26 protein-coding genes are annotated in these 24,508 nt (G+C 51.3%); 17 read left to right on the top strand and 9 right to left on the bottom strand.

What is annotated here, in order from left to right; genetic code table 11:
* Together WNY38_RS16735 and WNY38_RS16730 are read right to left on the bottom strand one after the other, a co-directional pair.
* The coding region (locus WNY38_RS16735; protein ID WP_342858502.1) for a DDE-type integrase/transposase/recombinase at positions 1–556 on the bottom strand (556 nt) is incomplete at its 3' end.
* Positions 553–714 (bottom strand): hypothetical protein, encoded by a 162-nt coding sequence (locus tag WNY38_RS16730; protein ID WP_342858501.1) that lies wholly within the window; start codon positions 712–714, stop codon positions 553–555. The genes WNY38_RS16730 and WNY38_RS16735, both read right to left, overlap by 4 nt.
* 296 nt (positions 715–1,010) lie before the next feature.
* Here WNY38_RS16730 and WNY38_RS16725 point away from each other — a divergent pair, with 296 nt between their 5' ends.
* The 8 genes from WNY38_RS16725 (at position 1,011) to WNY38_RS16690 (ending at position 9,496) form a co-directional block, all read left to right on the top strand.
* Positions 1,011–1,826: an amidohydrolase gene (locus WNY38_RS16725; protein ID WP_342858500.1), complete on the top strand. Its 816-nt coding sequence runs from the start codon at positions 1,011–1,013 to the stop codon at positions 1,824–1,826.
* On the top strand, positions 1,823–2,203 hold the full coding sequence (locus WNY38_RS16720; protein ID WP_342858499.1) for a hypothetical protein: 381 nt from the start codon (positions 1,823–1,825) through the stop codon (positions 2,201–2,203). Before WNY38_RS16725 ends, WNY38_RS16720 begins: the two co-directional genes overlap by 4 nt.
* A 53-nt stretch (positions 2,204–2,256) precedes the next feature.
* Positions 2,257–3,327 carry a cytochrome c peroxidase gene (locus tag WNY38_RS16715; RefSeq protein ID WP_342858498.1) on the top strand — a complete coding sequence of 357 codons (1,071 nt, stop codon included), beginning with the start codon at positions 2,257–2,259 and terminating at the stop codon, positions 3,325–3,327.
* A gap of 328 nt (positions 3,328–3,655) precedes the next feature.
* Entirely contained in the window at positions 3,656–4,507 is an 852-nt protein-coding gene (locus WNY38_RS16710) for a flagellar motor protein MotB (protein WP_342858497.1), read from the top strand.
* An 88-nt stretch (positions 4,508–4,595) separates the two neighbouring features.
* Positions 4,596–5,888, top strand: a complete 1,293-nt coding sequence (locus tag WNY38_RS16705) for a flagellar hook-basal body complex protein (protein ID WP_342858496.1) — start codon at positions 4,596–4,598, stop codon at positions 5,886–5,888.
* A gap of 37 nt (positions 5,889–5,925) precedes the next feature.
* Entirely contained in the window at positions 5,926–7,386 is a 1,461-nt protein-coding gene (gene flgK, locus WNY38_RS16700; protein WP_342858495.1) for a flagellar hook-associated protein FlgK, read from the top strand.
* Positions 7,386–8,393: a flagellin gene (locus tag WNY38_RS16695; protein WP_342858494.1), complete on the top strand. Its 1,008-nt coding sequence runs from the start codon at positions 7,386–7,388 to the stop codon at positions 8,391–8,393. Before flgK ends, WNY38_RS16695 begins: the two co-directional genes overlap by 1 nt.
* Positions 8,393–9,496, top strand: a complete 1,104-nt coding sequence (locus tag WNY38_RS16690) for a flagellar basal body P-ring protein FlgI (protein WP_342858493.1) — start codon at positions 8,393–8,395, stop codon at positions 9,494–9,496. The genes WNY38_RS16695 and WNY38_RS16690 overlap by 1 nt, the downstream gene beginning before the upstream one ends.
* A gap of 85 nt (positions 9,497–9,581) precedes the next feature.
* Here WNY38_RS16690 and WNY38_RS16685 read toward each other — a convergent pair whose 3' ends face one another.
* From WNY38_RS16685 to WNY38_RS16675, 3 genes are all read right to left on the bottom strand, one after another.
* The gene (locus WNY38_RS16685) at positions 9,582–11,048 is read right to left on the bottom strand and encodes a heme biosynthesis HemY N-terminal domain-containing protein (RefSeq protein WP_342858492.1); all 1,467 of its coding nucleotides are present in this window, start codon (positions 11,046–11,048) and stop codon (positions 9,582–9,584) included.
* Positions 11,049–11,060: 12 nt separating this feature from the next.
* A complete protein-coding gene (locus WNY38_RS16680; protein ID WP_342858491.1) occupies positions 11,061–12,338 on the bottom strand; it encodes a hypothetical protein in 1,278 nt (425 codons plus the stop codon).
* Between the two features lie 80 nt (positions 12,339–12,418).
* The gene (locus WNY38_RS16675) at positions 12,419–13,075 is read right to left on the bottom strand and encodes a uroporphyrinogen-III synthase (RefSeq protein ID WP_342858490.1); all 657 of its coding nucleotides are present in this window, start codon (positions 13,073–13,075) and stop codon (positions 12,419–12,421) included.
* 136 nt (positions 13,076–13,211) lie between these two features.
* Between WNY38_RS16675 and WNY38_RS16670 the strand changes: the two genes are divergently transcribed.
* The 4 genes from WNY38_RS16670 to WNY38_RS16655 all read left to right on the top strand — a co-directional run bounded on the left by WNY38_RS16670 (position 13,212) and on the right by WNY38_RS16655 (position 15,268).
* Positions 13,212–14,180, top strand: coding sequence for an NAD(P)H-dependent glycerol-3-phosphate dehydrogenase (locus tag WNY38_RS16670; protein ID WP_342858489.1), 969 nt, complete (start codon positions 13,212–13,214; stop codon positions 14,178–14,180).
* A 3-nt stretch (positions 14,181–14,183) separates the two neighbouring features.
* Positions 14,184–14,456: a YciI family protein gene (locus WNY38_RS16665; RefSeq protein WP_342858488.1), complete on the top strand. Its 273-nt coding sequence runs from the start codon at positions 14,184–14,186 to the stop codon at positions 14,454–14,456.
* A complete protein-coding gene (locus WNY38_RS16660; protein ID WP_342858487.1) occupies positions 14,456–14,875 on the top strand; it encodes an EVE domain-containing protein in 420 nt (139 codons plus the stop codon). Before WNY38_RS16665 ends, WNY38_RS16660 begins: the two co-directional genes overlap by 1 nt.
* A gap of 84 nt (positions 14,876–14,959) precedes the next feature.
* Positions 14,960–15,268: a DUF1761 domain-containing protein gene (locus WNY38_RS16655; protein ID WP_342858507.1), complete on the top strand. Its 309-nt coding sequence runs from the start codon at positions 14,960–14,962 to the stop codon at positions 15,266–15,268.
* 121 nt (positions 15,269–15,389) lie between these two features.
* Here WNY38_RS16655 and WNY38_RS16650 read toward each other — a convergent pair whose 3' ends face one another.
* Together WNY38_RS16650 and ahcY are read right to left on the bottom strand one after the other, a co-directional pair.
* On the bottom strand, positions 15,390–15,731 hold the full coding sequence (locus WNY38_RS16650; RefSeq protein ID WP_342858486.1) for a DUF2853 family protein: 342 nt from the start codon (positions 15,729–15,731) through the stop codon (positions 15,390–15,392).
* 172 nt (positions 15,732–15,903) lie between these two features.
* Positions 15,904–17,292, bottom strand: coding sequence for an adenosylhomocysteinase (gene ahcY, locus WNY38_RS16645; RefSeq protein ID WP_342858485.1), 1,389 nt, complete (start codon positions 17,290–17,292; stop codon positions 15,904–15,906).
* Positions 17,293–17,426: 134 nt separating this feature from the next.
* Between ahcY and WNY38_RS16640 the strand changes: the two genes are divergently transcribed.
* The 3 genes from WNY38_RS16640 to WNY38_RS16630 all read left to right on the top strand — a co-directional run bounded on the left by WNY38_RS16640 (position 17,427) and on the right by WNY38_RS16630 (position 19,874).
* Positions 17,427–18,017, top strand: a complete 591-nt coding sequence (locus WNY38_RS16640) for an HD family hydrolase (protein WP_342858484.1) — start codon at positions 17,427–17,429, stop codon at positions 18,015–18,017.
* Positions 18,014–18,499 (top strand): GNAT family N-acetyltransferase, encoded by a 486-nt coding sequence (locus tag WNY38_RS16635; protein WP_342858483.1) that lies wholly within the window; start codon positions 18,014–18,016, stop codon positions 18,497–18,499. Before WNY38_RS16640 ends, WNY38_RS16635 begins: the two co-directional genes overlap by 4 nt.
* A gap of 169 nt (positions 18,500–18,668) precedes the next feature.
* Entirely contained in the window at positions 18,669–19,874 is a 1,206-nt protein-coding gene (locus tag WNY38_RS16630; protein WP_342858482.1) for an NADH:flavin oxidoreductase/NADH oxidase family protein, read from the top strand.
* Between the two features lie 81 nt (positions 19,875–19,955).
* On the opposite strand, the gene WNY38_RS16625 is transcribed toward WNY38_RS16630, so the two are convergent.
* Together WNY38_RS16625 and WNY38_RS16620 are read right to left on the bottom strand one after the other, a co-directional pair.
* Entirely contained in the window at positions 19,956–20,507 is a 552-nt protein-coding gene (locus tag WNY38_RS16625) for an ActR/PrrA/RegA family redox response regulator transcription factor (protein WP_215943270.1), read from the bottom strand.
* A 96-nt stretch (positions 20,508–20,603) separates the two neighbouring features.
* Positions 20,604–21,221, bottom strand: coding sequence for an SCO family protein (locus tag WNY38_RS16620; protein WP_342858481.1), 618 nt, complete (start codon positions 21,219–21,221; stop codon positions 20,604–20,606).
* A gap of 218 nt (positions 21,222–21,439) precedes the next feature.
* Between WNY38_RS16620 and WNY38_RS16615 the strand changes: the two genes are divergently transcribed.
* Together WNY38_RS16615 and WNY38_RS16610 are read left to right on the top strand one after the other, a co-directional pair.
* Positions 21,440–22,834 (top strand): ActS/PrrB/RegB family redox-sensitive histidine kinase, encoded by a 1,395-nt coding sequence (locus tag WNY38_RS16615; RefSeq protein ID WP_342858480.1) that lies wholly within the window; start codon positions 21,440–21,442, stop codon positions 22,832–22,834.
* Between the two features lie 79 nt (positions 22,835–22,913).
* Positions 22,914–24,500, top strand: a complete 1,587-nt coding sequence (locus WNY38_RS16610; protein ID WP_342858479.1) for a PAS-domain containing protein — start codon at positions 22,914–22,916, stop codon at positions 24,498–24,500.
* The last annotated feature ends 8 nt before the right edge of the window (positions 24,501–24,508 follow it).

Genomic DNA, 24,508 nt, shown 5'->3' with positions numbered 1-24,508 from the left:
TGTTCATAATCTCGGGCTTTCCGTATTTTGCGATGGCCTCTTTCAAAGTCTCAACACAGAAGCTGGCGTCCAGCGTATTCGAGAGCCGCCACGCCAGCACCTTGCGCGTGGCCCAGTCCATGATTGCCACCAGATACAAGAAACCACGCCGCACTGGAATGTAGGTGATGTCACTGCACCAAACATGGTTCGGGCGCGTTATCGGCAGCTTTCTCAGCAGGTATGGATAAATGCGATGCTCTGGGTGCTTCTTGCTGGTGTTTGGACCCTTATAGATGGCTTGCAGCCCCATGATGCTCATCAGACGGCGCACACGGTGGCGGCCAGCGTAGAACCCATTTTTTGGCAAGTAAGCCGCGATCTGGCGGCTGCCGAAGAATAGGTATTTGGTAAACACGCGGTCAATTTCGTTCATCAAATCCAGCGTCTCAGCATTCACACCAACCGGCGTGTAATACAGCGAGGACCGGCTGATCTTAAGCAACTTGCACTGCTTCGCCAGGCTGGGATCAGTGCGATTACGGTCGATCAAAGTCTTGCGTTCTGACGGGCTCATCGCTTCAGCCCTTGTGACAAAAAATCGTTTTCGACCGCCAATTTACCGATCTTGGCGTGAAGCTCTTTGACTTCGACCTCGTTGTCTTCAGCTCGTTTAACCTTATCAGAAAACAAGCCTGTCAGCCCATCGATGGCCTGCCGTTTCCACGTCGTCACCTGCGTCGCCTATCGGGACATTGCTATGCAATGCCCTGCCGATAATAGATGAACCTTGTGCTTCGCTGCAATCTCTTGCGCGGTCTTGTCACCACGCAACGCTTCGAGCGCCACCGTAGCTTTAAACTTGTCTGAAAAACTGCGTCTCTTCGTCATTTGTGTAGCCTGTTTTCAAGGTTGGATACATCTTAGCACGACGTCCAATTTTGCCGGACCACTTCACCTTAGATTGAGGTTGATTTTTGCGACGCGACAAATAGATTGGGAGCTATCCATATTATAGGTTGTAAAAGCTCATGATAGCTCGAAAAGTCCTGATCCTTCTCAGTGCAATGTCCTTTTCTACTGTCGCATCTGCCCAAGAACGGCCGATCTTTGATGCTCATATTCACTACAGCCACGATGCTGTGCTGGCAGTCCCCCCAGAGCAGGCTGTACAAATTTTGCGTGATGCGGGCGTGCGCAAGGCTTTGGTGTCCAGTTCAGACGATAATGGAACACAGTTGTTGAAGGCAGCAGCCCCCGACATCATCGTTCCTGCGCTGCGTCCCTATCGCCGCCGAGGTGAAGTCGGAACGTGGATGCATGACCAATCGGTTATCACGTACCTAGAGACGAATTTGGCCCAAAACCACTACGAAGCGATTGGCGAATTTCACGCCTTTGGTGATGACATCAAGACGCCAGTCATACAGCGCTTGATCGCCTTGGCTCGCGAACGCAATTTGCTTCTACATCATCACGGGGACCGTGCAGCCTTGGATCTGATCTTTGCCTCTTGGCCTAACGCACGGGTTTTGTGGGCGCATTCAGGTTTCACCAACCCCGCAAGTGTTGTGGACGCGTTGGATACTTACCCAAGGCTTTGGGCAGACCTCGCTTATCGATCAGATATGACGACATCGCGGAACGGGGTCGACCCAGCGTGGCTAATGGCTTTTGAAGCACATCCGGATCGCTTCATGGTGGGCTCCGATACATTCGCGCCGGAACGCTGGTATTACATTGGTCCACATGCAGAGTATTCGCGGAACTGGCTAGATCAGCTGCCAGATGGCATTGCGGACAATATTGCTTTCACGAATGCTGAACGGATGCTGACGACCAAATGATGAAGTGGGTAATTCTATTGGGGTCATTTTGGGCCAGTAACGCTTTGGCTTGCGGTGACACAGGATTGCCCATGATGTCTTCGGACAACGACGCACCCCGCGTTGAGTTAATCATTGAAGACATGCCGCTGTCGCAGCCCTTCTCGATGGAGATCAAGTTTTGCGACGATGCTGATATCCAATCAGTCAGTGTCGACGCAATAATGCCTGCGCACCAACATGGGATGAATTATACCCCTGTAATCGTTGATCTAGGAGACGGCTCCTTTCGCGTGGATGGCATGCTTTTCCACATGCTAGGTGTGTGGGAAATCCAAGTCGGACTGGTCCAAGATAAGGGTGTGACACGCTACACCCAAACCACCACATTGAAATGATACGCTGGTTTATTTGCGTAACGTTTCTTTCGACTGGCGCGGCAAATGCAGATTTGATTTTAACACCCGACGAAATCGCCCAGACCTTGTCATTCGGGCCGTGGCCGCCTGAAACAAGGCCGGACATAAGTAACAAGGCGTCGGGTCATGAGGCTGCGATTGCCTTGGGTGCTGCTTTGTTCACAGACACTATTCTTTCGGCAGACGGTCGCTTTACTTGCGCCAGCTGTCACGATCCTGCGCAAGGTTTTACAGTTCGGCTCAGCCGCGCCGCAGGTCGTAAAGTTTTAGACCGCAACAGCCCAAGCCTGTGGAACCTAAGCGGCCTGCGCTGGTTTGGTTGGGGCGGCAAAAGCGACAACCTGTGGGCAGCAAGTTTGCATCCCATTATTGCAGAACTAGAAATGGCCCACACCGCAGACAGCTGGGCGTCGGCACTGTCAACGAGCAGATACACGCCAGAATTCGAGACCATCTTTGGTCCGATCGCTGAACAGCCACCGCAGACAGTTTTGGTCAACACTGCGAAAACCCTTGCCGCCTATCAAGAAACGTTGGTGACAAACGCGACCCCGTTCGACGTCTTCCGAGACGCGTTAGAACGCGACGACCTTGTCGCAGCGGCGAGGTATTCCGAAGGGGCGCAACGCGGATTGCAGTTTTTTCTCGGTCGGGGAAATTGCAACATTTGCCACAGCGGCCCTCGATTTTCCAACAACGAATTTCATGACGCAGGCGTGCCCTATTTTTTGGATACGACGACAGTTGACCCAGGCCGATTTCAAGGACTGAAACTCCTGCAATCCAGTCCGTACACGTTGGCGGGCGAGTGGAATGATGATGATGACAACAGCGGTGCTTGGGCTGTACAGAGCGTACGTCAGACGCATGCGGATTTTGGCACATTCAGAACACCAAGCCTACGCGGCGTCGCCGAAACCGCACCCTACATGCACAACGGAAGCCTGACGGATTTGGCTGCTGTAGTTCGCCACTACAACGAAATCGATCTGGAGAGAATGCATGCGGAAGGTGAAGCCATTCTTTTGCCGTTAAACATGACGGAAATCGAAATGTCAGACCTGGTTGAATTTATCGAATCCCTCAGCGAGCTGCCTAAATGAAGGTCTGACTACAGATTTGGCCTACAGCATCGGTTAAAGGGCTCGCTTATCTAAGAAGGTTCATGAACGAGCTGATATGTTGTGCCAATGTCCGCTTCCAGGACGCTGCAGTGCAAAATCATGACCCTCGGCCAACGGCAACTAAGAGCCGTTACCTGAAAGATATGGAGTTCAGAAATATCGACAATGACATCCACTGTTTAGAAAAATATGGCGTCGGTCAAAAAATAATCTAAGATTATAAAATATATAGACTATTTTAACAATTAAGCCGACATCAACCTCTCTTTGATAAACATTATCTTGGGTGAAAAAACGAGGTGGTGGCATGAGTGCTAAAGGCAACGCACCGATAATTATCAAAAGAAAGAAAGTCGTCGGTGGTGGCGGTCATCACGGCGGTGCGTGGAAAGTGGCCTACGCCGATTTTGTGACCGCAATGATGGCTTTCTTTCTTTTGATGTGGCTTCTAAACGCAACCACAGAGGTGCAGCGCAAAGGTATCGCGGATTATTTCAATCCAACCATTCCCGTGAACCGAATCTCGGGTGGTGGCGATGGAGCCTTTGGTGGCGACTCAGTGTTTACCGAAGAAACCTTGGCCCACAACGGTACAGGGGCTTCGACCTCGCAATCGGTGACATCCGATACCCCTCCAGGCACGAACGCATCTAAAGAGGAAGACGCCGCCAAAGCGGCTCAGGCCAAAGGATTCGCTGAAGTTCAAGAATTGCTCACGGCTTTTAGCGGTGAAAGCATGGCCGCAGACGAAGCCATGCGTCATATCGTGACGCGCGTGACAGACGAAGGGTTGATCATTGAAATTTTCGATCTTCCCTCTGAGCCACTCTTTGCGCCGCGCAAAACGGAGCCTGAGCTCGTGACAACCATGCTACTTAGCATGATGGGCCGCGTCCTATCCGTAGTGAAAAACGATGTGGCCGTAACAGGGTACGTTCGCTCTGAACCTCTTGTAGTTGTTGATAATCCTGTTTGGAATCTTTCGACTCAGCGTGCGGATAAAATACGTAAAATGTTGGAAGAAAGCGGCGTGCCCTCTAATAGCATCCAACGAATTACCGGATATGCAGATCGGAAACCTGCCGTTAGCAATCCAATGGCGGTTCGAAATAACCGCGTAGAAATCGTTTTACTTAGGGATGATTTTTTTAAGAATTAGATCGATTTGTAGATGTTAGTCACCTGTTAAGGGGAAGCATGCATTCTGGACTGGTATTTCGGAACCCAGCACCAGAAAGGCGCTACATATGTCTCTATCCTCCTCTCTTAGTGCAGGCGTGGCCGGCCTGAGCGCCAACGCCACTCGCCTCGCAACCATTTCAGACAACATCGCAAACTCTGGAACCTATGGCTACAAACAAGCCGAAACAGAGTTTTCTGCCCTCGTTTTGACTGGAAATCAGGGCTCAGGCGTCTATTCTGCAGGTGGCGTTTTGGCCTCAACCACACGGTTGATCCAAGAAAGCGGTGCACTTGTATCAACATCCAATGCAACCGATCTCGCCATATCCGGACGAGGCATGCTGCCAGTTACCACCGTAGATTCCATCGATAATAGCGGTGACGAACCTATGATGATGACGACAACGGGGTCTTTCCATACAGATGAAGACGGCGTTCTTAAGACCGATTCGGGCCTTGTTCTTCTCGGCTGGCCTGCTGACGCAGATGGCTCAATCGCAACTTATGCAAGGGATACTGTTTCCGATCTGGAACCGGTGGTCATCAATGCCAACCAAACTGCTGGTGATCCAACCACCGAAATGAATTTGGGTGTAAACTTGCCTGCGGAGGATGCGGACGGCGATTACCCATTGTCCGTAGAGTACTTTGGTAACCTCGGTACATCCGAATCTTTGGATATTGTATTTTCTCCTTCTACGACCACTGACAATACTTGGACAATGACTATGTCCGACTCAGCCTCAAACGATGCCACAATCGGTGAATATACGCTTGTATTTGACGACACGCGCGAGCAGGGCGGAACGTTGTTTTCCGTTACCGCAACCACCAACAACCCTGCGACCTCTTCTTATACGTCATCCTCAGGCGTGCTTTCCCTTGAGGTCGATGGCGGTTCGCTAGACGTCACCATCGGTCAATTGGGCGACACCAATGGCCTTACCCAACTGTCCGACAGCTTTTCGCCAACCTCAATCATTAAGGATGGCTCCCCTGTGGGCAACCTTACATCTGTTGAGGTCGATGAAAACGGCTACATGACCGCGACATATGATACGGGTTTCACGAGAACCATTTATCAAATTCCGATTGTGGATGTGCCAAATTATAACGGCCTGACCTCTCTCAGTGATCAAGCTTACCAAGTCTCGCCAAGTTCAGGATCGTTTTTCCTTTGGGATGCTGGTGATGGCCCAACTGGCGCTGTCATTGGATATTCTCGCGAGAGCTCAACAACTGATGTCGCATCAGAATTGACAGATTTGATCCAAACACAGCGCGCTTATTCATCCAACGCCAAAGTCATTCAGACAGTTGATGAAATGCTGCAAGAAACCACAAATATTAAACGATAACGTCCCGTTTGGCCCGTGAGGGAAGGAGCCCAAGATCATGAGTATCGGAAATGCTTTTTCAAACGCCCTCTCGGGCCTGAACGCCGTATCGCGCGCAGCCGATGTGGTGTCATCAAACGTAGCCAATGCAATGACAGAAGGGTACAGTCGTCGCGAACTTGAGTTGACGTCTCAAACTATCGGTCAGTCAGGTGGAGGCGTCAGTGTCACCGGTGTCACACGCTATACCGATACAGTCATTACGGGCGAGCGCCGGCTGGCGGATGGAGAAGTAGCATTAGCCGAGACGCGCACCGATTTTCTCAATACTTTCTCACGCGCAATAGGCCAAGCTGATGAAGCAAGCTCCATAAGTGGCCTCATAGTCTCGCTTGAAGAAAGCCTTATCGAGGCCGCCAGCCGCCCTGAATCAGAAACGCGCTTGCAGGCAGTCCTGTACTCAGCACAAAATCTCACAGAAAAGATAAACTCTGCCGCGGACACTTTGATGGCGTCAAGAATGGCTGCTGACAAAGAAATCGGCAATTCTGTTGATTTTCTTCAAACGGCTCTACAACAAGTCGTAGACCTAAATGTCGCCATTACACAAAGCGCCTCCTCTGGATATGATACAAACTCGCTAATGGATCAGCGGCAACAGGTGGTTGACCAAATATCTGCGATCATTCCGGTAAAAGAAATCGCTCGTGAAAACAATTCCATTGCACTCTATACAGCTGGCGGTGCCATTCTTGTGGATTCGAAAGCTGCATCAATAGAGTTCACAACGGTTCCAACAATTACGCCCGATATGAGTATTGAAAGTGGCGTGTTGTCAGGCCTCACAATCAACGGCCAATCCGTTTCAACCGATGCAGACAAGGGCGCGATTTCTGGCGGAAGTCTAGCAGGACTGTTTGAGGTAAGGGACGAACTCATTCCCGAAGCCCAAGTGAAACTTGATGCTGTTGCGCGAGACCTCATCGAACGGTTTCAAACGACAGATGTGGATCCAACGTTGGCTGTCGCAGCAGCTGGGTTATTTACCGATGGCGGAGCCGCGCTAGATGTATTGAACGAAGAAGCACTTTCAAACAGGCTCACTGTGAATGCTCTGATCGACCCTGCTCAATCGGGTGACCTCTGGAAGATTCGCGACGGGCTTGGCGCTATTGCAGAGGGAGACCAAGGTGATTCAAGCATTCTCGTAGCAATGACCGACGCCCTTCAAAATTCTCGTGTCGCCGCGTCAGGGGACTTCACAAGCACGCAACGCAGTGCAGTCACTTTGTCGTCGGACTTCTATTCATTAATCGAGGGAGACATTCTGGACCTCGAAACAGGACTGAGCTTCTCCACAGCACGCCAAGAAAGTTTAAAGTCTATTGAGCTTGAAGCAGGCGTCGACACCGACTTCGAGATGCAACAGCTCATCTTGATCGAACAAACCTACGCAGCGAATGCGCAAGTTATTCAAACTCTTGACACGCTGCTTGACCAATTGATCGGAATGCTCTGATGAACAGTATCTCATATGGAGATCTCGCATCTTCGCTCAAAAACATGCGGATAACCACGCAAGTCAAGCAAGACCTAGAGAAATACAATTACGAGGTGGCTAGCGGACTAAAGAGCGATCTTCGCGACGAAGTCGCAGGTGACTTCACGCCCCTGGCCTCTCTTGAGCGGTCCATTCGCTCACTCGATGCTTATGGAACTGCGCTCAATGAGGCAGAGCTTTTCACATCGTCACTGCAGTCCGTTTTGGGAACGGTTTCGGATCAAGTTTCTGGCCTTTCTGTCGATCTTTTGACCACTGCAGATGCTGCACAGCCAACAACGATATCGGTTGTCGCAAAGGACGCGAAGTCGAAATTTGAAACTGTTGTGTCCGTATTGAATACCCGCGTGGGTGGACGTGCCTTGATGTCAGGAGCCGCGACAGGTGCCAGTGCGCTTGCAAGCGCCGACGATATACTGGCCGAAATCAGCACGCTTGTTGCAACAGAAATCGATGCAAACGGTGTGATCGCTGCCGTTGAAAATTGGTTTGATGCGGCGGGTGGGGGATTTGAAACAAGTGGCTACCTCGGCTCTGAAAATGACATTTCTCCGTTTGCTTTGAATGAAAATCAGCGCGCTAGCATAGATATAAAAGCGGATGATCAATCCATTCGCGACACCCTAAAAGGGCTTGTATTAGCATCTTTAGTTGATGAAGGCGTGCTGTCCAGCAGTCAAGCCGACCAAGTGCAAATGCTTCAGTTTGCCGGAGAAACCCTACTATCTGCGGATTCCTCAATCACAACCGCACGGGCGCACGTGGGCACGATCGAACAACAGATCAGTGATGCAAAACTGGCCAACTCTGCTGAAGGCTACGTTCTGGAAATGGCCAAATCAGAGATCGTCTCAGCTGACATTTACGACTCTGCTGCGAAACTCACGCAAGCTGAAGCACAGTTGGAAATGATCTACACAATCACAGCAAGATTATCGCGTTTAAAGTTATCGGATTACCTATAATGTTAAAATTTTTCTTATCTGCGATTATATACTTGCTGATTGCTGGAGCGGTCGTTGCTTCACCAATTCGAATAAAGGACCTCGTCGAATTTGACGGTGTTCGTGGCAATGATTTGGTCGGGTACGGCTTGGTCGTCGGCCTAAATGGCACCGGCGATGGTATTCGCAACGCACCATTTACCGAAGAAATCATGTCGAATATATTGGAACGCCTTGGCGTCAATGTATCCGGTGAACAGTTTCGCCCCAAAAACGTTGCCGCTGTTTTTGTAACCGCGACTTTACCGCCTTTTGCGCGAACTGGATCTCAGATTGATGTGACAATCTCAGCCATTGGAGACGCGAAAAGTCTGCTGGGCGGCACATTGATTATGACGCCGATGAATGCCCCAGATGGGCAAATTTACGCAGTGGCGCAAGGAACGATTATTGCTGGCGGAGCGTCTGCCGAAGGCGACGGCGCAACGGTCACGCAAGGCGTGCCCACAGCCGGCGTGATCCCGTCTGGTGCCAGAATTGAACGCGAGATTGAATTCGATTTCACAAAATTGACTTCAATCCGTCTTGCGTTGAGAAATCCAGATTTCACAACCGCTGGACGCATAGAAGTGGCGATCAATAACAACTTTGGGCGCGTGGTGTCGCGGATGCTCGATGCTGGCACTGTCGTGCTAGACATAAAAGCAACCAAGTCGCTTTCCCCCGCGCACGCGCTTGGCCGTGTTGAAAACATTTCTGTAGAACCCGAACGCAAAGCGCGAGTAATCGTTGATCAAAGATCGGGCACGATTGTGATGGGCGAAGATGTCCGCATTTCAAGAGTTGCGGTCAGTCAAGGCAATTTGACGCTGCGCATAGAAGAGGAACCGCTCGTGGTACAACCAAACCCCTTTTCAGAAGGCGGCACAGTTATTGTTCCCAGAACACGTGCAGCATTAGAAGAAGAGCCGGGCATTGGGCTTGCCGAAATTCCTGGAGGAACGTCGCTGTCGGAAGTCATCGCTGGCCTGAATGCTTTGGGCGTGTCTCCGCGAGACATGATCGACATTCTAAAAAGCATCAAAGCAGCAGGCGCACTTCATGCAGAATTTATTGTCAGATAGTTCGACTGCTGATGGTGATAAACTCGTCAGAACAGACAACTTATATGGGCGGCCAATCATACCGCCCATACTCTTCGCAAAAAATCTATTCTGTAGGGCTTTTATCGTTTTCTTCATCAATGATGGCATCTTCAATGAAATCGGTGTCCTGTTCATGTTGGGCGCCAACCTCTGTATCTGAACCAACAATCATCGGAAGCATTTCAGTTCCCGCAGGCATCGACACTTCAGACTGAGCCGGAGTTCGCCAGCTCAATGTATCGAATGCGGAACAGCTGGCACAAATTGGTTCCCACGACACATGAACCGTTTGGCATTTGTCACACATCCACTGCGGACCGCGTGGGGCCGTCAAAGCGCGGGTGAGCCACCCCCGAACAACGGCGTCAGCAGACCCTTCACCGCGCTCAATCGCGGCCATCAATGTCATCGATCTTGCTGTTGGAGAATTTTCAACCAAGTCACCCAAAGTGCGTCGAGCTGCAGGAAAATCTTCTGCGGCGATTTGCAACTCAGCCATAAGCATTTTTGTTTCAGGATGGCCGGGTTTTGCCCGAACAAGACCTGCAAAGCGCTTAATCCGTGCATTGGGTGTTTCATCAGGTGCAATACGAGCGAAAGCCGCAGCCAAATCTGGATGAGGCTGTACATCCCAAGCCTTTTTCAAAATGCGCGTAGCCTGACGATCTTTTCCTTGGCGCGTATACTCGTCGGCGGCCATGACTGCAGCAGGTATCAAATCAGGTGACTTTTTGTTTGCCTCAATTGCGGCTTCTTGCGCTTCAACAGTGGCACCCGTTTCAAAAACACCTTTGGCTTCTGAAAGCGCCAGAACCGCGTCACGTCGTTTGTGCACATCGCGGGGAATTGCACCGTGCTTAAACTTTGCAGACAACGTGCTGCGTGCGGCAGACCAATCTTTTTTCTCAGCTTGCAACTGCAACAGCGTGTCTTGCATTTCTACGTGCTTAGGTTTGAGCGCAAAAGCTTTTTCCGCAAGCTTCAGAGCAGTGTCTTTGTCGCCTTCTTCAAGCTTGTGTTTCATCATTCCCTGCACGCCAACAAATCGGGTGCGATCATCGGCGACAAGACGTCGGTACACTTCTTGGGCTTTTCGTTTATCGCCCGTCATTTCGGCGGCTTGTGCGGTCAAAAGATTGGTCAACTCAGGCTTGCGCAAGTATTTTTCTGCTTTAGATGCTTTGGCCATTGCGACGCGACCTTCGCCAGACGCCAGAGCCATCATACCCTCTGCCATCGCGTCAAATCCTTTGCGTTCGCGGTTGCGATCAAAATAACGAGACAGTGCGGTTTCATCACCCAAGAGGAACTTCATAAGCGCAACACAGAGCCCCACAAGTTTCAAAAGTAACCAAGCAGCCACTAGCAAAACCACAACCGCGATTACGACTTTGATGGGCGATAAGCTTATTTTGAAGCCCATGAACGCAATGTCCATACTGCCTTCGCTGTCGATCAAGAACATCCCACCGAACGCGAGCGCCGCCACTAGGACAACAAAGAAAACTATTTTAACCAAAGACCAGAGCATGTGAGCGCCTTTCTATTGAGCAAGCATTGCGGAGAGCGCGTTGGTGACATCAAGACGGGTTTGCGCAACCGCAACCCAATCCGCCATCACCGCTTGCCCCACATCGGGAAGTGTCGAAATTTCTGTCAAAGCCAACTGCAAGTCGTTTTCGCGAATGGCCTGTTCAGCGCGCGACAAAATTGCATCGGGGCTTGCGCCATCTTTGGGGGTCAAAGATCTGAGACCCAATTGCGTGCGCAGGAAACGATCTATCCAACCTTGGCTGTCAGCATCTGTCTTGGCCGTCTCAACGATAGCCATATCAGCGGCCGCGCTGAAAGAGGTTGCGATCTCTTGTAGGGTCGCGACCCCTTGTGCGGCAGGCGCACTCAATGCGGCGGGCACATCAATTTGCAAGTTTTTGAGAACCGCATCATAGGGCTGCCCTGTGGTGATCGCTTCTTGCAAGCGAGAGACCGCGGAGGCTTTGGCAGCATTGGCTTCTTCGTTTTCAGCTGCTTCTTTCGCATCCTGCAGGCGCGCAATTTCGCTATTGAGTAGCGTTTGCATGTCGTTCAACTGGCGTTCATAAGCTGCTGTCGCTTCGGGGGAAACGATAGCTTCAGCGACAGGAGCAGCTTCGACCGCAGTTAGGCGTCGATCAATATCTGCGAGTGCAGCCTCGACTGGAGCCAACGCGCCACTTAAATCTATGTCAGCGATTTTTGCATCGACCGATGCCGTCGTATCTGAAACTTCACCGCGCACCGTATCAATCAGCTCAGCCACTTGGGCGACTTGAGATTGAGAGTCTGCTAGCTGTGCCTCAAGCGCTGACATCCTGTTTAGCAAAACATCTGTGCTGGCACCAGGGAAAGGCCACCCATCGGGCTTGATAAAATTGGCGCCCGCATAGCCGAGACCAACGCAGATAACCCCCCCCAAGAGCATGGGGACAAATCCACGTTTTTTTACAACCACCTGTGGCTCAGCCGGATTTGGAACTTCGGCTTGAATTTCTTCCTTTGCGGTCACTTCGTCTGCATCTATGGATGCCTCGGCGACATCTATAACTTCCTCTGCGTCTTCAGCAGGTGTTTGCTCGACATTTTCAGCGTCCAGTTCCGACACATCGCTTGTATCTTCGGTGTCCACTTCCGGCTCGGAAGGTTCGCTTGTGTCTGCGTCAAGCGTCTGAACATCGGCCTCGTTCGCGTCGGCTTGCACTGTGTCAATAACATCATTGACGACCGCGTCAGAAGCGACCTCGGGTTGTGCTGTGTCTTTAGGAGAATTCTTTGACCGTGCCACGATATAACCTTTCGAATCCAAACAAATAATGTGTCGCTACACACTGAACCTAATAGGAGTGAAAGGGACCCTCAAGCCATTCAAGCCAACTGCGACGCAATAGCCGCCAACATCGCCTCGGAATTGGGCGCCTTTGCGTATGCAATGTGATCCGGTTTTGATCCAGACCAACCGTTTGCCGCGACCTGAGAAATCGCGACCAGCGTAATTTTACCCACAAAACCTCTTAAGTTTTCCGACACAATGCGCGCAGAACGCGCAGAATAAACGGGAACCAAAAGGTCCGTCGCTGTCAAAAGGCTTTGCTGAACCTCTAGTGAAAACTGACACGGTTCTTGTCGATAAACAACCAGTGATTTCGAATCGATTCCAGCCATATTTAGTTCAAATTCCATATCTGCCTGCACATGAGCGCCGCGTAAATACAACACGCGCGACACGCCCGAAGCTTGAACCAGTTTGATCAAGTCTTTAGCGTTTCCTGCCGCAGAAACTGCTTTAAGTCCCGTTGCGCGCGCCACCTGGGCTGTCGCATCCCCAACACATAAAACTGGCGTCATGGGAGCCATCGTTGCAGCGGAATATGCCGCGTGTTTTGAGGTCAGAATAATTGCATCAAATACTTCTGTTTGTGGGGCATGTGCCACGGGAACAATCGCAAGTGCAGGTGCCAAAACGCTTTGCGCGGATGGATTGATCGACAAGACAGCCTTTTTGAGCGCTTTAGCGTCGTCCATTGGTCTTGAAATGAGCACTGTCGTTGGCAAAGTGAACCCCAGCATTGTGTGACTGTTGTCTCAGTGTTACCTCCCAATATGAGATGAAACAACGCTTGGCTGTTTTTAAACGACCAAAGTCTGAAAGGCGCAAATTATGACTGGCATTACCGTCCTAGGTGCAGGTGCGTTTGGAACAGCTCTAGCAATTTCCCTGAGCTCAGTGCGCGAAGACGTCATTCTGTGGGGGCGTTCACCCGATCAGATGATGCAGATGTCAAAAGTTCGCACGAATGAAAGGCGCCTACCTGGGCGTAAATTGCCCGACGCATTGAGACTGACGTCTGACTTGAGTGATGCTTGCTGCTCCAACATCATTTTGATGTCGATGCCCATGCAAATGCTGTCACAATTTGCGCAGGATAACGCAGCGCTTTTGGCGGGTAAAACACTGGTTTCTTGCTGTAAGGGAATTGATCTTGCAACGGGACTGGGCCCTGTTGAAGTCCTAAACCAACGTATTCCAAGCGCAAAAGTCGCCATTTTGTCTGGCCCCTCTTTTGCGGCTGATATTGCTGACGGATTACCGACAGCACTGACGATCGCGACTAAAGATGACATACTGGTGTCTGCCTTGCAGGCTGCGCTGACCACGAAAACAGTTCGCCTTTATTCCAGCTTAGACCCCATCGGCGTGGAGTTTGGTGGAGCGTTGAAAAACGTAATGGCCATCGCCTGCGGTATAGCTATAGGCGCAGGGCTAGGCGAAAGCGCCCGAGCGGCATTAATGACGCGCGGCAATATCGAAATGCAGCGCCTTGCAACAGCACTCGGTGCCTCACCGCAGACTTTATCGGGCCTTTCTGGGTTCGGTGATTTGGTTTTGACCTGCACCTCTGCGAAATCACGCAATTTTTCCCATGGCTTAAAACTGGGTCGAGGAGAGACCATCGATCCGACGATCACGGTTGAGGGCGTTGCCACGGCGCGGGCTGTGGCAACTCTTGCGGCCAGCCGCGGGATAGATATGCCCATCACAAATGTTGTCCGTGACATTCTGGATTCTTCAATCATAATATCCGACGCGGTGGAGCTATTGCTCTCCCGTCCACTCAAAAGGGAATAAATCATGAAGTTCGCAGTTATCTGCGCCGACAAAGCTGGCGCACTACAAATCCGTCTCGACAACCGCTCTGAGCATCTCGCCTATATTGAGGCGACAGGGGTGGTCGAACAAGCTGGGCCATTTTTAGATGAGGCTGACGACATGTGCGGATCGTTGGTTATTCTTGAAGTATCCGATATGGCCGCAGCTCAAGCTTGGGCAGACAACGATCCATATGCCAAAGCTGGACTGTTTGAAAACGTCTCTGTTCAACCTTGGAAACGCGTGATTGGCTAATGGCCTATTGGTTGTTCAAATCAGAAGCTGACGTTTGGTCGTGGGACCAGCAGGTTGCCAAGGGTGAGATTGGCGAAGAATGGAATGGGGTGCGCAACTATCAAGCGCGCAATAACATGCGCCAAATGCAACTGGGCGATCTTGGGTTTTTCTATCATTCGCGTGCCGAAAAAGAAATTGTCGGCATCGTCGAAGTCTGCGCGCTTGCGCATCAGGATAGCACGACCGAGGATGCTCGCTGGGACTGTGTCGACATAAAAGCGGTCAGACCCCTTATTGCGCCAGTCACTTTGGGAATGTGCAAAGAGGATCCGCGCTTGGCCGATATGGTTCTTGTGAACAACTCGCGCCTATCTGTGCAGCCCGTGACACCCGAAGAATGGGGTTTTGTGTGTGAGCTAGGTGCTTCACAGCCGTAGTACCCTATCAGAAATTTGCCAGCCAAAATGTCGTAGGCTTAGCATATTGGCAACAAATCGATTTTGGAGAACCTTGTGGGATTGATGTCCGGTCTTGGCATTGGACTGCTTTTTATCGCGCCTTGGATTGCGATGAACGTTGCTTATGCGATGCGACCTCGTGCCTTGGCTATCATTGACGGCGGATACGCTGTTGTAGGTTGCGGCGTTATTGGACTTGATTCTCGGCATTTTTTAAAAAATGGAGGGTTCCGACCCCCCGGAACCCTCCTCACCCCACGCGTTCCTAAGCACCACACGCGTTCTGATATAGTAGGTCCGGGCCGTACTAGCCTTGGATTGAAGCTACGCGGTTTTGCGATTCCAAACAAATTGAAAATCTTGACGTTTTAGTTCAACTGACTATGGAAATTCGCAATCAAGCATTAACTATGCCTCTGTCAGTGAGCGCATCTAACTTACAGAATTTTCGCAAGAAAACGCCGCCTCAGCACAAGGTTGAGACGGCTTATTTTTATTTGTAGACGGCTTCTTTGCCGAAGTGTTTTACCAACAAGTAGTAGAACACGGCACGGAATTTGTTGCGCTCGGATTTGCCATAAGTTTCGATGGCGGCATTGATCGCATCCATCAACTCAGGACTGTCAGCCAACCCAAGCTTTTTAATCAGGAAGTTGTTTTTAACTGTTTCAAGTTCTGACTCTTGGCTGCCAGCGACAGTCGATGCATCGGCATTATAGATAGCCGGGCCACAGCCGATTGTGACTTTCGTCAACAGGTCCATGTCTGGCGTCATGCCACATTTTGTTTTAAGATCATCGGCATATTTTGCGATAAGATCGTCGCGTTTTCCCATTGGAATTCTCCCACCAATTATCGACCATCCGGCCATGTACAACAGCCTCTATTTGGGCTTGGCATTAGACTAGATTTTAATGGGCCAAAAACAAAGGGAAAGTTTGCTCACAAGTCCCCATAGGCAAAAGGGCCACCAAAACGGTGACCCTTTTTATATTATTTACAATAACTTAGTAGCGGTAGTGTTCAGGCTTGAAGGGGCCTTCAACCGTTACTCCGATGTAGTCAGCTTGCTCTTTTGTGAGTTCTGACAACTGCACGCCGATGCGTGCAAGGTGCAGACGCGCCACTTTTTCATCCAGATGTTTTGGCAAAATATAGACGTCGTTTTTGTATGCTTCGCCGTTTGTCCACAGTTCAATCTGAGCCAAAACTTGGTTGGTGAAAGATGCTGACATAACGAAAGACGGGTGACCTGTTGCGTTGCCAAGGTTCAGCAAGCGACCTTCAGACAGCAAAATGATACGTGAGCCAGAAGGCATTTCGATCATATCCACTTGGTCTTTGATGTTGGTCCATTTGTGGTTTTTCAACGCAGCCACTTGGATTTCATTGTCAAAGTGACCGATGTTGCCAACGATCGCCATGTCTTTCATCGCGCGCATATGTTCGATGCGGATGATGTCTTTGTTGCCTGTGGTGGTGATGAACACGTCCGCTGTAGACACAACATCTTCGAGGCGCACAACTTCGAAACCGTCCATAGCTGCTTGCAGCGCACAGATAGGGTCGATTTCGGTGACTTTCACGCGCGCGCCAGCACCGCTGAGAGACGCGGCAGAGCCTTTGCCAACATCGCCGTACCCACAGACCACAGCGACCTTGCCAGCCATCATGGTATCAGTGGCGCGACGAATGCCGTCGACGAGGCTTTCTTTACAACCATATTTGTTGTCGAACTTGGACTTGGTCACAGAGTCGTTCACGTTGATCGCTGGAAACGGTAATTGCCCTTGTTTTACAAGCTCATACAGACGGTGAACGCCTGTCGTTGTTTCCTCAGAGACGCCAACGATTTGGTCACGCATTTTGGTGAACCAACCGGGTGTTTCGGCCATACGCTTTTTGATCTGCGCAAAGACTGAGATTTCTTCTTCGGTGGTGGCCACTTCGATCAAATCGGTTTCGCCATTTTCAACACGCGCACCCAGCAAGATGTAGAGCGTCGCATCGCCGCCATCGTCCAAAATCAGGTTCGGGCCATCTGCGAATTGGAAGGATTTATCGAGGTAATCCCAATGCTCATCAAGGCTTTGGCCTTTGATCGCGAACACAGGAACGCCGCTGGCGGCTATCGCTGCGGCTGCGTGATCTTGGGTTGAGAAAATGTTGCACGACGCCCAGCGCACATCTGCGCCAAGAGCCACAAGAGTCTCAATTAAAACAGCGGTTTGAATGGTCATGTGCAAAGAACCAACAATACGCGAGCCTTTAAGCGGCTTTGCTTCGCCAAATTCGTCGCGCAGCGCCATAAGGCCTGGCATCTCAGTTTCAGCGATGTTCAATTCCTTGCGGCCGTATTCGGCCAGCGAGATGTCTTTGACGATGTAGTCGGCCATATGGGCGGCTCCTTGAGAATGACTTTGTGGCTGGTTACCACTTCGTATACGCGCTTACAACGTAATGGGATTGATTTGAGGTTAAACCCAAGGCGAATTATACAGAGTGTGAACAATTTTGGCGGGGTAAAAACATGGCGCAAGCACGGGCATGGCAACGAATGCTTTCAGGGCGCAGGCTTGATCTGTTGGACCCGACTCCGATGGATATCGAAATCGAAGACATCGCGCATGGGCTTGCTTTCGTGGCGCGTTGGAATGGACAAACTCACGGAGATTGGGCCTATTCTGTCGCGGAACACTCTGTTTTAGTTGAACAAATTTTTAGGCAGCTTTATCCAAATGAGCCGATAAAATGGCAGTTGGCCGCACTTTTGCACGACGCGCCTGAGTATGTGATCGGCGATATGATTTCCCCTGTGAAGGCTGCGATTGGGCCAGATTACGGCGACTTAGATGATCGTTTGACGGCCGCCATTCACATTCGGTTTGGCTTGCCTGCAAAAATTCCTGTGGCGATTAAGCGCAAGATCAAAAAGGCTGATAAAGTGTCGGCTTGGCTTGAGGCGACGCAAATCGCAGGGTTTTCGCAAGTTGAGAGCAATAAGTTGTTCGGCAAACAAGACGAGACGCTTGTGCAAAACCTACGCATTCATCTGCGTCCGCCTGTGCATGCGCGCAACGCTTTTACCGCACGGCACGCAGAATTGATGGCACTGTTATGACGTATCACATCCGCAAAGCAGGGCCTTTGGATGCCCGCGCGCTTTCAGAACTATTGAATGAAATCATAGATGTAGGTGGAACGACGGCCTATATGCATCATTTCACCGCACATGATTTGGCGCAAAAAATGCAGGTGCCCCATTCCACTTGGCTTTTGGCTGAAGATGACACAGGGCGCGTGATGGGATTTCAATGGATTGAGCCGCACCCAGACCTGCCGCATGATGTCGTCGATATTGCAAGCTTTGTGCGCATTGGCGGCACGGGCTTGGGTGTTGGGTCGCAGTTGTTTCAAGCGACCTGCAAGGCGGCCAAGGACATTGGATATCGCGCGATTGACGCAATCATCCGTGCCGACAATGCTGGTGGATTGGCCTATTACCAAAGTCGCGGATTTGAGACTCTCAAAGTGATCAAAGACGCCGAATTGGACGACGGCACACGCGTCGATAAAATCTGGAAGCGCTACGATCTGCGGTGACATTTTGGCGATGCTTTAAAGACAATAAGGCGAGAGTTTGCAACTTTTACAACCTTTCTCGCCCCCTCACTTTACATGTTTTAAAGATCCCAAAATTGCGCTGAATTGCAATTCGACGGACTTTCATTGATATGTGGACCAACGATGGATTTTAGCAAAGGCTGGCCGAATGCTACAAAATGAAATTCTGTTTCAGGCGCTCGAACTCCCTTGCGGCGTGGTCTTGAAAAACCGGATCGCGAAATCGGCAATGTCGGACTCCTTAGGCGATGGAACCGGTCATCCAACACCTGAGCAAAACAGGCTGTATCAGCGTTGGGCGCAAGGCGGATTGGCCGTCTCGATTATTGGTGAGGTACAGCCCACATCCGACTACCCCGAAAAGCCCGGCAATCTGGTCTTGAATCCAGATTCCGATCTTTCAAAGTTTCGCAAACTTGCCCAGTATGGTGGTCAAAACGGGTCCCAGCTTTGGCTGCAACTCGGTCATGCCGGTGCGCTTTCATATGCGCCAATTAGTACCCCCAAGGGGCCGAGCACACTCGACTTGCCGGACCTTCGTTGTAAGGGCATGACATTAGATGAAATACACCAAGTGCCCTTGGACTTCGCGAAAACCGCCAAACTGGCGCAGCAAGCGGGGTTCACAGGTGTTCAAATTCATGCAGCTCATGGGTTTCTACTCAGTCAATTCCTGTCGCCATTATTCAACAAGCGAAATGACGGGTATGGCGGCGCAATCAAGAACCGTATGAAGCTGTTGCTTGAATCTATTGAGGCAACACGAGCAGCCGTTGGTCCCAGTTTTGCGATCGCGGTGAAGCTCAACTCTTCAGACCAGCTTGAAGGCGGGCTTGTCGAGGGTGACGCGCTACAGGTGGTGGCCGCTCTGGACAAGTCAACGGTGGATTTAATCGACATCAGTGGCGGCACGTATTTTCCAGGCGCCAAGTCTGCATCTGACAGCGCGGGGCGCGGACCATATTTCATCGCATTTGCCAAACGCGCTCGCACAGTCACATCCAAGCCCCTGATGCTCACGGGGGGCTTCAAAACGCGCGCGCAGTCAGTAGCGGCTGTGACAAGTGGTGCAGTCGATGTTATCGGCCTTGCGCGAGCGCTTGTTCTTGAGCCAGCACTTCCGAACCTCTGGGCGGATAACAAGATGCCAGAGCCAGTATTTCCGAGGTTTTCGAATGCACCTGAGGGTGGAATAACGGCTTGGTATACGATGCGCCTGACTGAAATCGGCGCTGACGAAGAGACGGATAATGTTGGCGATCTTGGCCAAGCTATACACGCTTATGAAGCGCGTGATAACGTCCGTACGGAAATCTGGTCGTGCCACTTTAACCGTGGCCATACCTTAGATTAAACCTCAAAGCGGACATTAGTAGCCCCAGCAAAAAACGTTGTTAACATCTAACGATCAAAGGCTCTTTTGGCCTCTCTCCACCTATTTCGGAGACCGCTTGGCCAAAATGCGCTGCAAGGTCCGACGGTGCATGTTCAAGCGTCGCGCAGTCTCTGACACGTTGCGGTCGCATAGCTCATACACGCGCTGAATATGTTCCCAACGCACACGGTCCGCAGACATCGGATTTTCGGGTGGCGGCGGCAGATCATCGCCAGTCGCCAGCAAAGCGTTGGTGATGTCATTGGCATCCGCAGGTTTTGATAGATAATCTGTGGCACCGATTTTGACCGCAGCGACCGCCGTGGCAATAGCGCCGTAGCCTGTCAAAACAACGATGCGGCTGTCGGGGCGTTTGGCACGCAGCACTTCGACCACGTCCAAACCATTGCCGTCCTCAAGACGCAGATCAACAACCGCATAGGCCGGTGGGCGCGCTGTTGAAATGGCCTTGCCTGCCGCAACAGACCCCGCCATTTCGACCTCAAAGCCGCGTTTTTCCATGGCCCGCGTTAGGCGACGCAAAAACGGTTCGTCATCATCGACAAGCAACAGTGATTTATCGTCACCGATGTTCAATTTTTCTGTTGTCATCAAATGATCCTCCAACCATTCGCGCCACAAGCGCAGTGTCTAGACAGTAGGCGGACTGTGGCCGTTGTCAAATTTTACGCAACTTTTACACAGCTTTCACTCAATGGCATCGATAAAGCAGGCGACGGTTTCGGCCATTTTTTCAGGGGAATCGTCACGTTTGAAAAAGTCCACGAATCCGCGCTCAGGCATGACGAAATAGGTTTGGGTGGAATGATCCACCAGATAATATTCTGGATCGCCATCAACCTGTTTTTGATAGTATGTTTTATAGGCTTTAGAGGCCACTTTGACTTGCTCAGGCGAGCCCGTCAGGCCGATCATATTGTCATGAAACAGGCTGGTGAATTCTTTCATCACCTCAGGCGTGTCACGCTCTGGATCGATGCTGATAAAGGCCGTCTGCACGTCATAGCCTTGCGCGTCCAAAATACGCTGGGCATCAGCGTTGCGCATATTGTCGAGCGGGCAAACATCGGGGCAAAAAGTGTAGCCGAAATACAGAATGGTCGGCTTGGTGAACACATCCACGTCTGTCACGGTCACGCCATCTTCATTGACCAACTCAAAAGGACCGCCAATCGATCCACCAGCCACGGCCGCTTGCGAACAGCTTGCGAGTTTGGTGTCGCTTGATCCAAAGGCCACATAGGCTGTGCCAGCCAAAAGGGCGGCAATCGCGATGGCGGATGTAATGGCGATGGTGCGTGTCATGGGCTTCTCCAATTTGAAAGCAAGGCGACTTAAACCAGAGTTTGTGGCAAGTCTAAACGCGGCAAGATGTATCAACGGTTTTATCACGGCGATACCCTGCGGCGTTCACAAATGCGATTGAGGCGCTTCAATCTGCGCATTGATCGGATGGACAGGCCGGACTAACAAGGCCAAACTAACAAGAGATGTAGTGACGCATTAGGACCAATACGCAATAGATGGCACATATTTCAGAAGACATCATCAACCAAGAACGCCGCTCCAACTGGGTGCGGTTGCGCACTTTGGTTTGGCTCAGATGGATTGCCATTACAGGGCAAATTGCCACCATTGGCGTCGCCATGTTGTGTTTTGGCTTTCAACTGTCGCTTGGTGGTTTTGCGATTGTCATTGGCGCATCAGTGATAGTCAACATCGTGGCGGCGTTTGTTTACCCTGAAAACATGCGCCTGACGGAACGCGGCGCGACCTGGATGCTGTTGTTCGACATCACCCAACTGTCGGCGATGCTCTATCTGTCTGGGGGGCTGAACAACCCGTTTGCTTTGTTGATTTTGGTGCCTGTGACGATTTCTGCCACAGCGCTGCGCCCAACATCTGTGATCGCAACGGGTGGTGTTGCGATTGTCTTGGTGACCTTGGTCGCTTTGTTCAATATGCCGCTTGTTGATCTTTACGGGATACCCATCGTGTTGCCGCATATTTTTGTCTTTGGCTCTTGGGCTGGCATTGTCGTCGGGATCACCTTTTTGGGCGGATATGCGTGGAAGGTCACGTCAGAAATTCACACCATGTCCGAGGCGCTTTTGGCCACACAAATGGCGCTAGGTCGCGAACAAAAGCTTACCGATTTGGGTGGCGTTGTCGCGGCAGCCGCGCATGAATTGGGCACACCTTTGGCCACGATCAAGCTGGTGAGTGCGGAATTGGTTGATGATCTGGCAAAGTTCGAAGATTTTCGCGCCGACGCGCAGTTGATCCATGAGCAGGCAGACAGATGCAGGGATATTTTGCGCTCGATGGGGCGCAGCGGCAAAAACGATCTGCATCTACAAATGGCCCCCTTGCAAGCTGTTATTGAGGAGGCAGCTGACCCGCATATGCAGCGCGGTAAAACCGTGATCATTGATGCCTCAGCGGGCGAGACTGGCGTGGACCAACCGCATGTGTTCCGTCATCCCGAGATGATCCACGGACTGCGCAACCTTGTGCAAAACGCTGTCGATTTTTCTAAATCCACGGTTTGGGTGGATGTGTCTTGGACGAAAGAGGTCATTCGCGTGCGCATCATAGATGATGGTGCTGGCTTTCCCGCGTCGGTGATCGGCAAAATCGGTGATCCGTTTATGCGCAGGCGCAGGCCCGATGCTGACGCGAAGAAACGCCCCGCATATGAAGGCATGGGTTTGGGGCTTTTCATTGCCAAGACGTTGCTAGAACGCACGGGCGCGGACATCTCATTTGCGAACGGATCGCCGCCACACGATCAACAGTTGCACGCAGGCAGGCGCTCTGGCGCTATCGTCGAACTGGTCTGGCCGATGTCGCGGATTGCGGCCTCAAAGGAAGAACAAACCAAGGCTTTGGGGGAAAATATGCTGTTTGAACGTTGAAAATTCGAGGTTTTAACGACCCATTAACCTAAATTTTGAAGAGTCATCCCTGACGCGATCGCGCGCAAAGGAGATTCTCATGACTGCTGATACAGTGCTTACGCTTTCGATTATGTGCCTTGGAACGCTGTGTGCCGCGTTTGTTGTACTGTACGCATTGGCGTGGCTTGGCGGGCGCAAAACGGCGGCTGACACCATCGCGCTGCACGGCGACGACACTGACATAATATTCCTGTTCGATGATGAAACCCTTATCAACGCCACCAAATCCGCACGCAATGTGATCAGCGCAGCGGCCGATGTTGGGTCCGATTGGTCGCGGCTGCTCAGTGTGCTTTTGCATCGGTTTCCGACATTTCAAGCGGACATCAGTGAACTCGCGGATCTTGGACAAATCGATGTGGAATCGCGCGATGGTAATGCCGTCCTGCGCTGCGAATGGCGCAATGGGCTTGCCCGTGTGTCATTGCTCGATCTGGAAACTGTGCGCGATCATGTGGACATGGACCACCATTCCCTTGCCGCAATGGAGCAAGAGCTTGAAACCCTGCGCGTCACTTCTGAGCATGTCCCGTTTTTGGTCTGGCGCGAGCTGAAGGATGGCACCATAAGCTGGGCGAACTCCGCCTATGTTTCCCTTGCTGACGCGCAACTACCAGCCGGCGAAATTCCCAGTTGGCCACCTCTGTCCTTGTTCGACACCAAGCAGCTTTTATCCACCACATCCGGTGAGTGCAAACGCCTTGCTTTGGAAAACAACACAGCCGAAGATCGCCCCTATGAAGTCTTCCCGACGCCAGTGGGGGATGACACATTGTTTACCGCCATTCCGGCAGATCGCGCCGTTAAGGCGGAGAAAGCTTTGCGAGAGTTTCGCCAAACGCTTACCAAAACATTCGCACATCTCACCATCGGCCTTGCGATTTTTGATCGCAATCGTAACCTTACATTGTTCAACCCTGCCCTGTTGGATCTAACATCTTTGCCAATAGACTTTCTGTCCAATAGGCCAGCGCTTACCGCGTTCTTGGACCGGTTGCGCAACATCAAAATGATGCCCGAACCCAAGGACTATAAATCGTGGCGTCAGGAAATTTCCGAACTTGAAACAGCCGCAAGTGTTGGACAATACGAAGAAATTTGGTCTTTGCATGGCGGGGTCACTTACCGCGTCTCTGGCAGACCTCACCCTGATGGCGCTATTGCATTTTTGTTCGAAGATATCAGTGCCGAAATGTCGCTCACGCGTCGTTTCCGTGCAGAAATTGAAACGGGTCAAGCTGTGTTTGACTCTCTTGATGAAGCCATCGTCGTGTTTTCCAATGACGGCACGCTGCTTATGGCCAACAGCGCCTATACCTCACTATGGGGATCTGACGATTTGGAAAACGCGCTTGATGTTGGCATTATGGAGGCCACGCGTGTTTGGCATTCAAAATGCGCGCCCAGCCCGATTTGGGGCGATGTGCGTGATTTTGTTGGACGGATGGGGGAACGTGCCGAATGGAAAAACTCTACACGCCTTTGGGACGGTCGACGCCTCAACTGCCGTTTTGTGCCACTGGCTGGCGGACAAACCCTTGCCGGATTTTCGCCGGAAGAAACAACCCGCTTCATCCGTCCCAAACCTCAACCACAAGCCGATCCGCGTTTCGTCGAGATGTGATCTCGCTT

Origin of the sequence: Pacificibacter sp. AS14, from assembly GCF_038899935.1 — a bacterium.
GTDB lineage: Bacteria > Pseudomonadota > Alphaproteobacteria > Rhodobacterales > Rhodobacteraceae > Celeribacter.
The sequence above is the reverse complement of the archived record's forward strand: the minus strand, read 5'-3'. Positions and strand labels throughout refer to the sequence as shown.

Coding starts and splice junctions, on each gene's coding strand:
- WNY38_RS16725 (WP_342858500.1), top strand. CDS start 1,011: ATGATAGCTCGAAAAGTCCTGATCCTTCTCAGTGCAATGTCCTTTTCT.
- WNY38_RS16720 (WP_342858499.1), top strand. CDS start 1,823: ATGATGAAGTGGGTAATTCTATTGGGGTCATTTTGGGCCAGTAACGCT.
- WNY38_RS16710 (WP_342858497.1), top strand. CDS start 3,656: ATGAGTGCTAAAGGCAACGCACCGATAATTATCAAAAGAAAGAAAGTC.
- WNY38_RS16705 (WP_342858496.1), top strand. CDS start 4,596: ATGTCTCTATCCTCCTCTCTTAGTGCAGGCGTGGCCGGCCTGAGCGCC.
- flgK (WP_342858495.1), top strand. CDS start 5,926: ATGAGTATCGGAAATGCTTTTTCAAACGCCCTCTCGGGCCTGAACGCC.
- WNY38_RS16695 (WP_342858494.1), top strand. CDS start 7,386: ATGAACAGTATCTCATATGGAGATCTCGCATCTTCGCTCAAAAACATG.
- WNY38_RS16690 (WP_342858493.1), top strand. CDS start 8,393: ATGTTAAAATTTTTCTTATCTGCGATTATATACTTGCTGATTGCTGGA.
- WNY38_RS16685 (WP_342858492.1), bottom strand. CDS start 11,048: ATGCTCTGGTCTTTGGTTAAAATAGTTTTCTTTGTTGTCCTAGTGGCG.
- WNY38_RS16675 (WP_342858490.1), bottom strand. CDS start 13,075: ATGGACGACGCTAAAGCGCTCAAAAAGGCTGTCTTGTCGATCAATCCA.
- WNY38_RS16670 (WP_342858489.1), top strand. CDS start 13,212: ATGACTGGCATTACCGTCCTAGGTGCAGGTGCGTTTGGAACAGCTCTA.
- WNY38_RS16665 (WP_342858488.1), top strand. CDS start 14,184: ATGAAGTTCGCAGTTATCTGCGCCGACAAAGCTGGCGCACTACAAATC.
- WNY38_RS16660 (WP_342858487.1), top strand. CDS start 14,456: ATGGCCTATTGGTTGTTCAAATCAGAAGCTGACGTTTGGTCGTGGGAC.
- WNY38_RS16655 (WP_342858507.1), top strand. CDS start 14,960: ATGTCCGGTCTTGGCATTGGACTGCTTTTTATCGCGCCTTGGATTGCG.
- WNY38_RS16650 (WP_342858486.1), bottom strand. CDS start 15,731: ATGGGAAAACGCGACGATCTTATCGCAAAATATGCCGATGATCTTAAA.
- ahcY (WP_342858485.1), bottom strand. CDS start 17,292: ATGGCCGACTACATCGTCAAAGACATCTCGCTGGCCGAATACGGCCGC.
- WNY38_RS16640 (WP_342858484.1), top strand. CDS start 17,427: ATGGCGCAAGCACGGGCATGGCAACGAATGCTTTCAGGGCGCAGGCTT.
- WNY38_RS16635 (WP_342858483.1), top strand. CDS start 18,014: ATGACGTATCACATCCGCAAAGCAGGGCCTTTGGATGCCCGCGCGCTT.
- WNY38_RS16630 (WP_342858482.1), top strand. CDS start 18,669: ATGCTACAAAATGAAATTCTGTTTCAGGCGCTCGAACTCCCTTGCGGC.
- WNY38_RS16625 (WP_215943270.1), bottom strand. CDS start 20,507: ATGACAACAGAAAAATTGAACATCGGTGACGATAAATCACTGTTGCTT.
- WNY38_RS16620 (WP_342858481.1), bottom strand. CDS start 21,221: ATGACACGCACCATCGCCATTACATCCGCCATCGCGATTGCCGCCCTT.
- WNY38_RS16615 (WP_342858480.1), top strand. CDS start 21,440: ATGGCACATATTTCAGAAGACATCATCAACCAAGAACGCCGCTCCAAC.
- WNY38_RS16610 (WP_342858479.1), top strand. CDS start 22,914: ATGACTGCTGATACAGTGCTTACGCTTTCGATTATGTGCCTTGGAACG.